13 protein-coding genes are annotated in these 13,854 nt (G+C 73.2%); all 13 read left to right on the top strand.

Annotation, left to right across the window (positions count from 1 at the left end):
- Positions 1–126 precede the first annotated feature (126 nt).
- The 13 genes from V6U90_RS09710 (at position 127) to V6U90_RS09650 (ending at position 13,740) form a co-directional block, all read left to right on the top strand.
- On the top strand, positions 127–1,161 hold the full coding sequence (locus tag V6U90_RS09710; protein WP_334433663.1) for a quinone-dependent dihydroorotate dehydrogenase: 1,035 nt from the start codon (positions 127–129) through the stop codon (positions 1,159–1,161).
- Positions 1,158–2,438, top strand: a complete 1,281-nt coding sequence (locus V6U90_RS09705) for an adenosylmethionine--8-amino-7-oxononanoate transaminase (protein WP_334433661.1) — start codon at positions 1,158–1,160, stop codon at positions 2,436–2,438. The genes V6U90_RS09710 and V6U90_RS09705 overlap by 4 nt, the downstream gene beginning before the upstream one ends.
- Before the next feature lie 134 nt (positions 2,439–2,572).
- On the top strand, positions 2,573–3,409 hold the full coding sequence (gene pyrF / locus V6U90_RS09700; RefSeq protein WP_334433807.1) for an orotidine-5'-phosphate decarboxylase: 837 nt from the start codon (positions 2,573–2,575) through the stop codon (positions 3,407–3,409).
- A 179-nt stretch (positions 3,410–3,588) separates the two neighbouring features.
- Positions 3,589–3,906: an integration host factor, actinobacterial type gene (gene mihF / locus V6U90_RS09695; protein WP_123601181.1), complete on the top strand. Its 318-nt coding sequence runs from the start codon at positions 3,589–3,591 to the stop codon at positions 3,904–3,906.
- A 26-nt stretch (positions 3,907–3,932) separates the two neighbouring features.
- Positions 3,933–4,475 (top strand): guanylate kinase, encoded by a 543-nt coding sequence (locus tag V6U90_RS09690; protein WP_334433653.1) that lies wholly within the window; start codon positions 3,933–3,935, stop codon positions 4,473–4,475.
- A 23-nt stretch (positions 4,476–4,498) separates the two neighbouring features.
- Entirely contained in the window at positions 4,499–4,762 is a 264-nt protein-coding gene (gene rpoZ / locus V6U90_RS09685) for a DNA-directed RNA polymerase subunit omega (protein WP_007075826.1), read from the top strand.
- Between the two features lie 15 nt (positions 4,763–4,777).
- Positions 4,778–5,986 (top strand): bifunctional phosphopantothenoylcysteine decarboxylase/phosphopantothenate--cysteine ligase CoaBC, encoded by a 1,209-nt coding sequence (gene coaBC / locus V6U90_RS09680; RefSeq protein ID WP_334433604.1) that lies wholly within the window; start codon positions 4,778–4,780, stop codon positions 5,984–5,986.
- Positions 5,987–6,076: 90 nt separating this feature from the next.
- Complete coding sequence (gene metK / locus V6U90_RS09675) at positions 6,077–7,270, top strand: methionine adenosyltransferase (protein ID WP_334433602.1); 1,194 nt, start codon at positions 6,077–6,079, stop codon at positions 7,268–7,270.
- A 38-nt stretch (positions 7,271–7,308) separates the two neighbouring features.
- Positions 7,309–9,294, top strand: a complete 1,986-nt coding sequence (locus V6U90_RS09670) for a primosomal protein N' (protein WP_334433806.1) — start codon at positions 7,309–7,311, stop codon at positions 9,292–9,294.
- A gap of 176 nt (positions 9,295–9,470) precedes the next feature.
- The gene (locus V6U90_RS09665; protein ID WP_334433600.1) at positions 9,471–10,430 is read left to right on the top strand and encodes an AAA family ATPase; all 960 of its coding nucleotides are present in this window, start codon (positions 9,471–9,473) and stop codon (positions 10,428–10,430) included.
- 214 nt (positions 10,431–10,644) lie between these two features.
- Positions 10,645–11,205 carry a peptide deformylase gene (gene def, locus V6U90_RS09660; RefSeq protein WP_334433598.1) on the top strand — a complete coding sequence of 187 codons (561 nt, stop codon included), beginning with the start codon at positions 10,645–10,647 and terminating at the stop codon, positions 11,203–11,205.
- 7 nt (positions 11,206–11,212) lie between these two features.
- Entirely contained in the window at positions 11,213–12,139 is a 927-nt protein-coding gene (gene fmt, locus V6U90_RS09655) for a methionyl-tRNA formyltransferase (protein WP_334433596.1), read from the top strand.
- Positions 12,136–13,740 (top strand): RsmB/NOP family class I SAM-dependent RNA methyltransferase, encoded by a 1,605-nt coding sequence (locus V6U90_RS09650; RefSeq protein ID WP_442933556.1) that lies wholly within the window; start codon positions 12,136–12,138, stop codon positions 13,738–13,740. Before fmt ends, V6U90_RS09650 begins: the two co-directional genes overlap by 4 nt.
- Positions 13,741–13,854 lie beyond the last annotated feature (114 nt).

The raw sequence follows: 13,854 nt of genomic DNA, 5'->3' as shown, positions 1-13,854 counted from the left end.
TCCCGGCAGCGTTCCCCGCCGGGCTCCCGGCAGCATTTCCCGCCGGGTTGATCATGAAGTTGTTGTCGCGACACGCCGATCCGGCGGACAACAACTTCATGATCAACGGGATCGGGGGGGTGTGCGGTGATCTTCGAGCGGGTGGTCCGGCCAGCCCTGTTCCGGATCGGTCAGGGAGACGCGGAGAGCGCGCACGAGTGGACCCTGCGCCGGTTGTCCGGGCTCTCCCGGCAACCCGGGGCACTGGCCGCGCTGCGGGCCCGGTACGCGGTGGAGAATCCCCGCACCGTGTTCGGGGTGTGCTTCCCGAACCCGGTCGGGCTGGCGGCCGGAATGGACAAGGACGGACACGCGCTGCCGGCCTGGCCGGCCCTCGGCTTCGGGTTCGTCGAGGTCGGCACGGTGACCGCGCATGCCCAGCCGGGCAACCCGCGCCCCCGGCTGTTCCGTCTGCCCGACAGCACCGCCTTGATCAACCGCATGGGCTTCAACAACGCCGGTGCCGCCGCGTTGGCCGACCGGCTCGCCGCGCTGCCCCGGCCGCTGGGCGTACCGCTGGGTATCTCACTGGGCAAGTCCAAGGTCACCGCGCTCGACGACGCGGTGGCGGACTACCTGTCGTCGTACCGGGCGCTGCGCGGGCACGGGGACTACTTCGCGGTCAACGTCTCGTCGCCGAACACCCCGGGACTGCGCGCGTTGCAGGACCGGGACCACCTCGACGCGCTGCTGGCCGCGCTGGTGGGGGAGAAGCCGGTGCTGGTGAAGATCGCCCCGGACCTCACCGAGCCGGCCATCGCCGACCTGCTGGCGGTCTGCCTGGAGCGGGGCGCGGCCGGGGTGATCGCCACCAACACCACCCTCGGACGGGACGGCCTGGCCGCCGGGGACGTCGCCCGGGGCGCCGAGACCGGCGGGCTCTCCGGGCGGCCGCTGGCCGCGCGGGCCCGGGAGGTGGTCTCCTTCGTGCACCGCGAGACCGGTGGCGCGCTACCGATCATCGGGGTCGGCGGGATCGTCGACCCGGACGACGCGGCCCGGATGTTCGACGCCGGGGCGAGCCTGGTGCAGCTCTACAGCGGCTTCGTCTACCGGGGACCGGGGCTGGTCCGGGCGGTTGCCCGGGCGGCCGGACGGCACCGGACGGGTATCCCGGCGTGACGCCGGAGGAGGTGCTCGCCGCCGACGCCGCGCATGTCTGGCATCCGTACGCCCCGCTCCCGCCGGCCACCCCGCCCTACCTGGTGACCGGCGCCGAGGGGGTACGGCTGCGGCTGGCCGACGGCCGGGAACTGGTCGACGGGATGTCGTCCTGGTGGTCGGCCGTGCACGGGTACCGGCACCCGGTGCTGGACGCGGCGGTCACCGACCAGCTCGGCCGGATGAGCCACGTGATGTTCGGCGGGCTGACCCACGAACCCGCCGTGCGGCTGGCCACCACCCTGGTCGAGCTGGCCCCGGCGGGGCTGGAACGGGTCTTCCTGTGTGACTCGGGGTCGGTGAGTGTGGAGGTGGCGATCAAAATGTGCCTCCAGTACCAGCGCTCGACCGGCAACCCCCAGCGGCACCGGCTGGGCACCTGGCGGGGCGGCTACCACGGTGACACCTTCCACCCGATGAGCGTCTGCGACCCGGTCGGCGGCATGCACCACCTGTGGAGCGACGTGCTGCCCCGGCAGCTCTTCGCCGACCCGCCACCGGCCGGCTTCGACGCCCCGGTCGACCCGGCGTACTCCGCCGCGCTGCACGACGCGGTGGCCCGGCACGCCGACGAACTCGCCGCGGTGATCGTGGAGCCGGTGGTGCAGGGCGCCGGCGGGATGCGCTTCCACCACCCGCACTACCTGCGGGTGCTGCGCGAGGTGACCCGGGAGCACGGCGTCCTGCTGATCTTCGACGAGATCGCCACCGGCTTCGGCCGTACCGGCACCATGTTCGCCGCGGAGCACGCCGGGGTCAGCCCGGACGTGCTCTGCGTGGGCAAGGCGCTCACCGGTGGGTACCTGACCCTCGCGGCGGCGCTCTGCACGCCGGAGATCGCCCGGGGCATCTCGGCGGGCGGCGTGCTCGCCCACGGCCCGACGTTCATGGGCAACCCGCTTGCCTGTGCCGTCGCGAACGCCTCCATCGGGCTGCTGCGGGACGGAAACTGGGCGGCCGAGGTGCAGAGGGTGGGTGCGGGGCTGCGGGCCGGTCTGGCGCCGTTACGCGGTGCGCCCGGGGTGACCGACGTGCGCGTGCTCGGCGCGATCGGCGTGGTGCAGCTCGACCACGAGGTGGACCTCGCCGCCGCGACCGCGGCGGCGGTCGCCGAGGGGGTCTGGCTGCGCCCCTTCCGGGACCTGATCTACACCATGCCGCCGTACGTCACCGGCGACGCGGACGTCGCCCGGATCACCGCCGGGATCGCCGCCGCAGTGGCGGCGACGACCCGGTGACCGGCATACCCGGGTGGCGCGGTCGACCCCGGTGGCGCGGTCGACCCGGCGAGGCGGTCGATTTCGTTGGCCGCGGCGGTGACCGGCGGCGTGGCCGGGCTGCGGCCGGCCCACCTACTGAGGAGAGGGAAGTGATGGAGAGCTTCGGCGAACGGTTGCATCGGGCGATGGCCGAGCGGGGGCCGCTCTGCGTGGGCATCGACCCGCATCCCGGGCTGCTGGCCCGGTGGGGTCTCACGGACGACGTCGAGGGGCTCGCCCGGTTCAGCGGGACGGTGGTCGAGGCGCTGGGAGACCGGATTGCGGTGGTCAAGCCCCAGTCGGCCTTCTTCGAGCGGTTCGGCTCGCGCGGCGTGGCGGTACTAGAGTCAACTATCCGACAGTTGCGTGCTGCCGGCTCGCTCGTTCTGCTGGACGTCAAGCGCGGCGACATCGGCTCGACCGTCGCCGCCTACGCTTCGGCGTACCTTGATCCATCCAGCCCGCTGTATGTCGACGCGGTCACCGCGAGTCCTTACCTGGGAGTAGGTTCACTCGCTCCGATGTTCGAGTTGGCCGCCGCGCACGGCGGCGGGGTGTTCGTCCTGGCGCTCACCTCCAACCCGGAGGGGGCGGCGGTGCAGCGTGCGCGCAGTGCCGACGGGCGTACCGTCGCGCAGGGCATCATCGATGAGATTTCCCAGCTCAACGCGGGTGTTCAGCCGCTCGGGAGCTTCGGTCTGGTGGTCGGTGCGACGCTCGGCGACACCGGACACGACCTGTCCCAGGTGGGCGGTCCGCTGCTCGCTCCGGGGCTCGGCGCGCAGGGCGCCACCGCGGCGGATCTGCGGACCGTGTTCGGCTCGGCGCTCCCGGCGGTGCTGCCGTCGTACTCCCGCGAGGTGCTCGGCGCGGGCCCCGACACGGGCGCCCTGCGGGCGGCGGCCGAGCGGGTGCTGGCGGACTGCCGGGCGGTGCTGCGCACCGCGTGACTGACTGATGACTCGGTCACTGTTCGAAGATCATCGCGCGCCCACGTTGCCGAAAGCTCCGTTGAACGCTAGTTTTCCCGGCGCTGGGAACCATGTACCCCTTTGGTTCCCAGCGTCACCACGTTTCACAGATGCGGCGGAGCGACCCGCCCGCCGCGATAGGGACCTGAGGAGAACTGGTGCCGCTCCCGTCACTGACCCCTGAGCAGCGCGCAGCCGCGCTGGAGAAGGCTGCGGAGATCCGCAAAGCCCGTGCCGAGCTGAAGGAGCAGCTCAAGCAGGGCAAGACCACCCTCGCCGCCGTCCTCGACCGGGCCGAGTCGGACGACGTCGTCGGCAAGCTGAAGGTTTCGGCCGTCCTGCAGGCGATGCCGGGCATCGGCAAGATCCGGGCGACCCAGATCATGGAGAAGCTCAAGATCGCCGACAGCCGTCGCCTGCGTGGCCTGGGCGACCAGCAGCGCAAGGCCCTGCTTGGGGAGTTCGCCGCCAACTGAACCACGGCGACGTGTAGAAACAAGCAGTGAGCTTGGATGACGGGGCGCGCCCGGCCGCTCGGCTCACTGTCCTGACCGGACCCTCGGGTTCCGGGCGGGGCGGTGTGGTCGCGCTGGTCCGGGCGCGCTTTCCGTCGGTGTGGCTGCCCGTACCGGCCACCACCCGACCCCGCTGCCCGGACGAGCCCACGGATGCCCGGGTCTTCGTCTCCCGGCCCCTCTTCGAGCGGATGATCAGGGACGGGGAACTGGTCGAGTGGGGTGAGTACGGCGGCCACCTGTACGGCACGCCGTGGACCCCGATCGCCCGTCGACTGCACGCCGGTCGGCCGGTGCTGCTCTGTCTCGACGCCGAGGGGGCCGCACAGGTGCGGGCCAGGGTGCCGCAGACGCGGGTGGTGCGACTCGACCCCCAGCCGGGCGCCGCCCCGGGGTCGGAACCCGACACCGGCGTCGTCCTGGTGTCCGACCTGCCAGAACGTGCGGTAGCCGACCTGGTAGGCTTACTCGGTTCTTCTTTCCTGACCCCGGCCCAACCGCGTGTCAGCACCGCCCGAGACGTCGGTTGAGAAAAAACAGAGGTTTATCTCCCGTGGGATCCATCGCCAACCCTGAGGGCATCACCAACCCGCCGATCGACGAGCTTCTGGAGAAGACGACGTCGAAGTACGCGCTGGTGATCTTCGCCGCCAAGCGTGCCCGCCAGGTCAACGCCTACTACAGCCAGCTCGGTGAAGGTCTGCTGGAGTACGTGGGGCCGCTGGTCGAGACCACGCCCCAGGAGAAGCCGCTGTCGATCGCGATGCGTGAGATCAACGCCGGCCTCCTCACCGCCGAGCCGACCGACCAGCCGTAACGGCGTCCGCCGCCGATGACCGCCGAGGTCGTACTCGGAGTCGGCGGCGGTATCGCCGCGTACAAGGCCTGTGAACTGCTCCGGCTCTTCACCGAGTCGGGCCACCGGGTACGCGTCGTGCCGACCGCCTCCGCCCTGCGGTTCGTCGGGGCGCCCACCTGGGCCGCGCTCTCCGGTCAACCCGTCGCCGACGACGTCTGGTCCGAGGTGCACGAGGTGCCGCACGTCCGGCTCGGCCAGCAGGCCGATTTGGTGGTCGTCGCTCCGGCCACCGCCGACCTGTTGGCCCGGACCGCGCACGGGCTCGCCGACGACCTGCTCACCAACACGCTCCTGACCGCCCGTTGCCCGGTGGTGATGGCCCCGGCCATGCACACCGAGATGTGGGAGCATCCGGCCACGGTCGCCAACGTGGCCACCCTGCGTGGCCGGGGCGTGCTGGTCATCGAGCCGGCGGTCGGCCGGCTGACCGGCGCGGACACCGGCAAGGGGCGGCTGCCCGACCCGGCCGCGATCTTCGCCGTGGCCCGGCGGGCACTGGCCCGGGGCGTCGCGGCCCGGGCCGACCTCGCCGGTCGCCGGGTGGTCGTCACCGCCGGTGGCACCCGGGAACCACTGGACCCGGTCCGTTTCCTCGGTAACCGGTCGTCGGGCAAACAGGGCTACGCCTTCGCCCGGGTGGCCGCCGCGCGCGGCGCCCGGGTGACGCTGATCGCCGCCAACGTGGCGCTGCCGGACCCGGCCGGGGTCGACCTGGTCCGGGTCGGCACCACCGAGGAGCTACGCGCCGCGACCCTGACTGCCGCAGCCGGAGCGGACGTGGTGGTGATGGCGGCGGCACCGGCCGACTTCCGGCCGGCGCACTACGCGCCGGGTAAGATCAAGAAGCCGGCGGACGGTTCCGCCCCGGTGATCGAGCTGGTCACCAACCCGGACATCGCCGCCGAGCTGGGGCAGCACCGCCGACCGGGTCAGCTGCTCGTCATCTTCGCCGCGGAGACCAGTGACGCCGAGGCCAACGGCCGGGCCAAACTGGCCCGCAAGGGGGCCGACCTCATCGTGATCAACGAGGTCGGGATCGACAAGGTGTTCGGCGCGGAGACCAACGCCGCGACCGTGCTCGGTGCGGACGGTTCCGTGCGGACGTTTCCCGAGCAACCCAAGGAGGACCTGGCCGACGGCGTCTGGGACCTCGTGGCGGCCCGACTGTCCGTCAATTCCTGACTCTTGCTTACCCTCGACACCAATACAGTCTTTCGGTAGCGGCAATGGCTAGACTGCCGCGCAACGAAACGTCGAACGCTTAGGAGCGCCGTGGCACGCCGCCTTTTCACGTCCGAATCGGTCACGGAAGGCCACCCGGACAAGATCGCAGACCAGATCAGCGACGGCATTCTCGACGCGCTGCTGGCCCAGGACCCGCACAGCCGGGTCGCGGTCGAGACCCTCATCACCACCGGTCAGGTGCACGTCGCGGGTGAGGTGACCACCAAGGCGTACGCCGACATCCCGACCATTGTCCGGGACACCATTCTCGGTATCGGCTACGACTCGTCGAAGAAGGGCTTCGACGGGGCGTCCTGCGGCGTCAGCGTTTCGATCGGTTCGCAGTCGCCGGACATCGCCCAGGGCGTGGACAACGCGATCGAGCTGCGCAGCGGTTCCTCGGAGAGCGCGCTCGACGCCCAGGGGGCCGGTGACCAGGGCATGATGTTCGGGTTCGCCTGCTCCGAGACGCCCGAGCTGATGCCGCTGCCGATCGCGCTGGCCCACCGGCTGGCCCGGCGGCTCTCCGCGGCCCGCAAGGACGGCACCATTCCGTACCTCCGCCCGGACGGCAAGACCCAGGTCACCATCGAGTACGAGGGGCTGCGGCCGGTCCGGCTCAACACCGTGGTCGTCTCCAGCCAGCACGCCGCGGACATCTCGTTGGAGTCGCTGCTCACCCCGGACGTCCGGGAGCACGTGATCGCCCCCGAACTGGACAGCCTCGGGCTGGACACCGAGGGGTACCGGCTCCTGGTCAACCCGACCGGCCGGTTCGAGATCGGTGGCCCGATGGGTGACGCCGGCCTCACCGGCCGGAAGATCATCGTGGACACCTACGGCGGGTACGCCCGGCACGGCGGTGGCGCCTTCTCCGGCAAGGACCCGTCCAAGGTCGACCGGTCCGCCGCGTACGCCACCCGCTGGGTGGCCAAGAACGTCGTCGCCGCCGGGCTGGCCGAGCGGTGCGAGGTGCAGGTGGCGTACGCCATCGGCAAGGCGCACCCGGTGAGCCTCTTCGTCGAGACGTTCGGCACCGAGACCGTGGCCGTGGAGCGCATCGAGAAGGCCATCACCGAGGTCTTCGACCTGCGTCCGGCGGCCATCATCCGCGACCTCGACCTGCTCCGCCCGATCTACGCCCAGACCGCCGCGTACGGCCACTTCGGCCGGGAACTGCCGGAGCTGACCTGGGAGAGCACCGACCGGGCCGCCGACCTCAAGTCGGCCGCGGGAGCCTGACCGGCACCAGGCGCAGCGACCGGCAGCCCGCTCCGGGGCTGCCGGTCGCTCGTGTCTGCGTCGACATCCCCCTGGCCCACCTCGACCGGCCCTTCGACTACCTGGTCCCGGCCGAACTCGGCGACACCGCCCAACCCGGTACCCGGGTCCGGGTCCGGTTCGCCGGGCAGTTGGTCGACGGCTGGCTGCTGGACCGGGCCGCCGCGTCCGACCACGGCGGTCGACTCACCTACCTGGACCGGCTGGTGTCACCGGAGCCGGTCCTCGCCCCGGAGATCCTCCGCCTGGCCCGCGCGGTCGCCGACCGGTACGCGGGCAGCCTCGCCGACGTGCTCCGGCTGGCCGTACCGCCCCGGCACGCCCGGGTCGAGCGGGAACCGGCCGCCGACCCGGCCGCTACGAGTGACGCGGCGTCCCTCCCGGCCGCTTCCACCGACGCGGTGCCACTCCGGGCCGCTGCCACCGATCCGTCGCCGGACACCGGATGGCGGGACTACCCGGCCGGCCCCGGGTTCCTGCGGGCCCTCACCGCCGGGCGGCCGGCGCGGGCGGTGTACTCGGCCCTGCCCGGTGCGGACTGGGCGGCCCGGTACGCCGAGGCCATTGCGGCGACCGTGCACGGCGGCCGGGGCGCGGTCGCGGTGGTCGCCGACGCCCGGGACCTGGACCGGCTGGATGCCGCCCTCACCGCCGCCCTCGGTCCGGGGCGGCATGTCTGCCTTTCCGCCGCGCTCGGTCCGGCCCGGCGCTACCGCGCGTTCCTGGCCGCCCGGCGCGGCACGGTGCCAGTGGTGGTCGGCACCCGGGCGGCGATGTTCGCCCCGGTGGACCGGCTCGGACTGGTCGCCATCTGGGACGACGGGGACGACCTGCACGCCGAGCCCCGTGCCCCGTACCCGCACGCCCGCGAGGTGCTGCTCACCCGGGCCCAGCTTGCCGAGGCCGGTGCCCTGGTCGGTGGCTGGTCCCGGAGTGCCGAGGCGCAACTGCTGGTCGAGACCGGCTGGGCGAAGGAGATCGTGGCGGCACGGGAGACGGTCCGGGCGCGTACCCCGGCGGTCACCCCGACCGGTGACGACCCGCAGCTTGCCCGCGACCCCGGGGCGGCCACCGCCCGGCTGCCCAGCCTGGCCTGGACGGCGGCCCGCACCGCGCTGGCCGCGGACACCCCGGTGCTGGTGCAGGTACCACGGCGCGGCTACCTCCCGTCGATCTCCTGTGCGGACTGCCGCACGCCGGCGCGCTGCCCGCACTGTGCCGGCCCGTTGGCGCTGGGCTCCGCCCAGGCCCCGCCGGCCTGCCGATGGTGCGGCCGGGTGGCTGCCGCGTACGTCTGTCCGCACTGCTCCGGGCGGCGGCTGCGGGCCGCCGTGACCGGTGCCCGGCGGACCGCCGAGGAGTTGGGCCGGGCCTTCCCCGGGGTGCCGGTGCGTACCTCCGGGCGGGACGAGGTGCTCAGCCAGGTGCCGGCCGGGGCGCACCTGGTGGTGGCCACCCCGGGCGCCGAGCCGGGCGCCGACGGCGGGTTCGGTGCGGTGCTGCTGCTGGATGCCTGGGCCCTGCTGACCCGGGCCGACCTGCGGGCCGGGGAGGAGACGCTGCGCCGGTGGCTGAACGCCGCCGCGCTGGCCCGTCCGGCGGCGGCCGGCGGCCGGGTGGTGGTGGTCGCCGACGGCGCGCTCGTGCCGGTGCAGGCGCTGCTGCGCTGGGATCCGGCCTGGTTCGCCGCCCGGGAGTTGGCCGAGCGTCGCGAGCTGGGCTTCCCCCCGGCGGTCCGGATGGCCAGCGTCACCGGGTCGGCGGCGGCGGTCGCCGACCTGCTCGACGCTGCCCGGCTGCCCGATGCCGCCGAACTGCTCGGCCCGGTGCCCGCCGACTCCGACCGGGAGCGGATGCTGATCCGCGTCCCGCGCTCCCGGGCCGGCGCACTGGCCTCGGCCCTGCACTCGGCCGCCGGGGTACGTACCGCCCGCAAGGCCGCCGAGCCGGTCCGGGTGCAGGTGGATCCGCTGGCCCTGTTCTGATCCGCTGGGCGTGGGGGCGTTCGACGGGTGGGGGCGTTCGACGGGTGAGGGTGGCGGCTGCGTGATAGCATCGCTCCTCATGCCCGAGGCGCCCGGTGGCGCGACGATGGCGGGTCCGCGTCGATTCGACGCCCAAATCGATGATGTCAATCAGCCGGTGATCAGGGGTGCCAGTCGTGACCGTTCGTCAGTCGATCGTCTTCAACGGTGACCTCGGCAGCGGGAAGAGCACCGTCTCCGTCGAGATTGCCAAGCGGCTCGGGCTGCGGCGGATCAGCGTCGGCGACCTCTACCGGGAGATGGCCCAGCAGCGGCAGATGACCGCGTTGCAGCTCAACCTGCACGCCGAGCTGGACCAGGCGGTCGACGGGTACGTCGACCAGCTCCAGCAGGACATCGCCGACTCGGGCGAGCAACTCGTGGTGGACTCCCGGCTTGCCTGGCACTTCTTCCGCAACGCCCTCAAGGTGCACATGATCACCGAGCCCGGCGAGGCGGCCCGCCGGGTGCTGGCCCGCCCCTCCGGCCCGGCGGAGAGCTACACCTCGCTGGCCGAGGCCAAGACCAAACTGCGCGAGCGCAGCGACAGCGAGCGCAACCGGTTCATCGTCCGGTACGGCGTCGACAAGGCCCGGCTGCGCAACTACGACCTGATCTGCGACACCACCCGGGCCTCCGCGATGGAGGTGGTGGACCGCATCATCGCCGCCTACGAGGGTTCGCTGGGCGCGGACATCCTGCGGGACTCGCCTCCGCTGCTGCTGCTCGACCCGGGTCGGGTCTACCCGACCGAGGAGATCCACGGCCTGCGCGGTCTGGAGAAGAGCGACCTGGTGGAGCGGGTACGGGAGGCCGGCGAGACCGCGCTGGAGCCGCTGCGGATCGGGTACACCGGTGAGTACTTCTTCGCCATCGACGGCCACCGGCGGCTCAGCGCGGCCCTGCGCAGCGGCTTCCCGCTGGTACCGGGCCGGCTGGTCGCCGAGGCCGACGAGCCGGTCGTCGGCGGCCTGACCGCGCTGGAGTTCTTCGCCCAGGTGAGCGAGAGCACCATCCACGACTGGGAGGCGGTGCACGGGATCACCCTCCCGCCGTTGGAGCGGGGCCGGCCCGTCCTCGCCGCCGACCCGGCGTAAGGAAGGGCCCCTTCTTATCGTTTTCGGTATAGGAAGGGCCCCCTCTTAACAGCGGACCCGTTCGTCGGGCCGTAACCGGCCCGCACCGCGTTCGGCGGGCGTTCGCAACCGGCCCGGCTGCGTCGGGCAGGGCAGGCTGCGCCGGTCCGTGCCGGGCGGGGCACTACGTAGACTGGTACGGCCGACACCACCCGCCCTTAAGGAGTCAACCCGCGTGACCGTTCAGCCCATCCGTCTTTTCGGGGATCCGGTGCTGCGTACGCCGGCCGAGCCGGTGGTCGATTTCGATGCCGAGCTGCGCAGGCTGGTTGCCGACCTGACCGACACGATGCGCGAGCAGAACGGCGCCGGCCTCGCCGCGCCCCAGCTGGGCGTGGGACTGCGGGTCTTCAGCTTCGAGGTGGACGACGTGCTCGGCCACCTGGTCAATCCGGTGCTCGACTTCCCCGACGAGGAGGAGCAGGACGGCCCGGAGGGCTGCCTCTCCATCCCCGGGCTCTACTTCGACACCAAGCGCCGGATGAACGTGATCGCCAAGGGCTTCAACTCCTACGGCGACCCGATGCAGATCGTCGGCACCGGTCTGATGGCCCGCTGCGTGCAGCACGAGACCGACCACCTCGACGGGGTGCTCTTCGTCGACCGGCTCGACGGTGACGCCCGCAAGGAGGCGATGAAGGCGATCCGCCGGGCCGAGTGGTACGACCAGGCCGCGCCGCCGGTGGTCAAGCTCAGCCCGCACACCGCCGCTAACCCCTTCGGTCTGGGTCGGTGAGCGGCCGGTGCGTCTGATCTTCGCCGGTACGCCGGCCGTCGCGCTGCCCGCCCTGGACACCATCGCCGCCTCCGGCCATGAGCTGGTCGCCGTGGTGACCCGCCCCGACGCCCCGGCCGGCCGGGGCCGGGGACTGGTCCGTTCCCCGGTCGGCGCCTGGGCGGACGAGCGGGGCATCGAGGTTCTCACCCCGCAGCGTCCCCGGGAGCCGGAGTTCCAGAACCGGCTGCGGGAACTCGACGTCGACTGCGTACCGGTGGTCGCCTACGGCGCCCTGGTGCCGCCGGACGCGTTGGCCATCCCCCGGTTCGGCTGGATCAACCTGCACTTCTCCCTGCTGCCGGCGTGGCGGGGCGCGGCACCGGTGCAGCAGGCCGTGCTGCACGGCGACGAGCTGACCGGCGCCAGTGTCTTCCAGCTGGAGGAGGGCCTGGACACCGGCCCGGTCTTCGGTACGGTGACCGATCTGATCCGGCCCACCGACACCTCCGGCGACCTGCTGGAGCGACTGGCCCACTCCGGTGCCGGCCTGCTGGTGGCGGTGCTCGACGCGCTTGCCGCCGGGACGGCCCGCGCGGTGCCGCAGCCGGCCGACGGGATCAGCCACGCGCCGAAACTGACCGCGGCCGACGGTGAGGTCCGCTGGTCCGATCCGGCCTTCGCGGTCGACCGGCGGATCCGGGCCTGCACGCCGGCCCCCGGCGCGTGGACCACCTTCCGGGGCGACCGGGTCAAGCTCGGCCCGGTCCGGCCGGTCGCCGACGGACCAGAGCTGAAACCGGGGGAGTTGCTGGTGGAACGGGGACGGGTGCTGGCCGGCACGGCCACCACCCCGGTCACTCTGGGTGAGGTGCGGGCGGCCGGTAAGCGGGCCATGCCCGCGACCGACTGGGCGCGCGGTGTCCGGGTCGCAACCGGGGAGCTGTTCGCGTGACGGGCCCGCAGGGCTCTGGCGGTGCCGCAGGGGGCGAGTCACGTCCGTTCCGTTCCGACGGCGGTGAGCGGGCTGACCGGGGGCGTTCCGACGGCGGCGGTGGCGGCGAGCGGCGGCGTTCCGACAGTGGCGGGCGCGGGCGTCCGGACGCGGGCCGGCGGACCGGTCAGGGCCGTCCGGACGGCGGCGGGCGGACCGGTGCCGGTCAGGGCCGGGACGGCCGGCCGCAACGCCCGGCACGCCCCACCGTCGACCTGCCCCGGCAGGCCGCGTACGAGGCGGTCGCGGCGGTGCACCGCGATGACGCGTACGCCAATCTGGTCCTCCCGGCGATCCTGCGCGACCTGCGGCTGCACGGCCGGGACGCGGCCTTCGCCACCGAGCTGACCTACGGCACCCTGCGGGTGCTCGGCACGCTGGACGCGATCCTGACCGCCGCCGCCGGCCGGGACGTGCAGCGCATCGACCCACCGGTCCGCGACGCGTTGCGGATCGGCGCCTACCAGCTTTTGTACACCCGGGTACCGGCGCACGCGGCGGTCAGCTCCACGGTCGACCTGGTCCGCTCGGTGGGTCCGGGGGCGACGGGCTTCGCCAACGCGGTGCTGCGCGAGGTCGCCGGTAAGGACCTGGACACCTGGGTCGCCCAGCTCGCCCCACCGATGGAGACCGACCCGGTGGGGCACCTGTCCCTGGCCTACAGCCATCCGGAGTGGATCGTGCGGGCGTTCGCCGAGGCACTCGGCGGTGACCTCGCCGAGACCGCCCGGCTGCTCATCGAGGACAACGAACGCCCACCGGTGCACCTCTGCGCCCGGCCCGGCCGGGCCGACCCGGTGGCCCTCGCTGACGAGGTCGGCGGCGCACCGGGCGCCTTCTCGCCGTTCGCGGTCTACCTGCCCGGCGGGGCGCCGGGCGAGCTGGCCGCGTTGGCCGAGGGGCGGGCCCACGTCCAGGACGAGGGTTCCCAACTGGTCGCCAACGCCCTCGCGGTCGCCCCGCTGGACGGCCCCGACGTCCGCTGGCTGGACCTCTGCGCCGGCCCGGGGGGCAAGGCCGGTCTGCTCGGCGCACTCGCCGCGCAACGCGGGGCGTCGCTCACCGCCGTCGAGGTGGCCGAGCACCGGGCCCGGCTGGTCGAGCAGGCGGTCCGGGGTCTGCCGGTCACCGTGCTCCACACCGACGGTCGTACCGTCGGCGCCGACCGGGACCTGCCCGAGGGTGGGTTCGACCGGGTACTCGTCGACGCGCCCTGCACCGGCCTCGGCTCGCTGCGTCGGCGCCCCGAGTCGCGCTGGCGGCGTCAGCCGTCCGACCTGCCACCGTTGACCCGGCTCCAGCGGGAACTGCTCGCCGCGGCGCTGCGCGCGGTCCGGCCCGGTGGGGTGGTCGCCTACGTGACCTGCTCTCCGCACACAGTGGAGACCCACGTGACGGTGACCGAGGCGGCCCGGCGGTCCGGCGTCCCGGTCGACTTCGTCGACGCGCGTCCGTTGCTGCCGGCAGGCATGCCCGGTCTCGGGGACGGGCCGACGGTGCAGCTCTGGCCGCACCGGCACGGTACCGACGCGATGTTCCTGGCGGTGCTGCGGCGCGGCTGACCGGCCCGCGTCGGTCTCCCGGTCCGGTTGTCCGTCGGGGCGGCGGAACGTTTCCGTCCAGCCGCCCCGACGGGTGTATCTGCCCGGTCTTCGTCGCAGTGACCGGCGGCCCGG

The organism is Micromonospora sp. CPCC 206060 (genome assembly GCF_036906895.1).
GTDB lineage: Bacteria > Actinomycetota > Actinomycetes > Mycobacteriales > Micromonosporaceae > Micromonospora.
This window is presented reverse-complemented; position numbering and strand designations above follow the sequence as displayed.

What these genes read in the sequence shown, in the direction of transcription:
- pyrF (WP_334433807.1), top strand. Translation starts at nt 2,573, where the DNA reads ATGGAGAGCTTCGGCGAACGGTTGCATCGGGCGATGGCCGAGCGGGGG.
- coaBC (WP_334433604.1), top strand. Translation starts at nt 4,778, where the DNA reads ATGACCGCCGAGGTCGTACTCGGAGTCGGCGGCGGTATCGCCGCGTAC.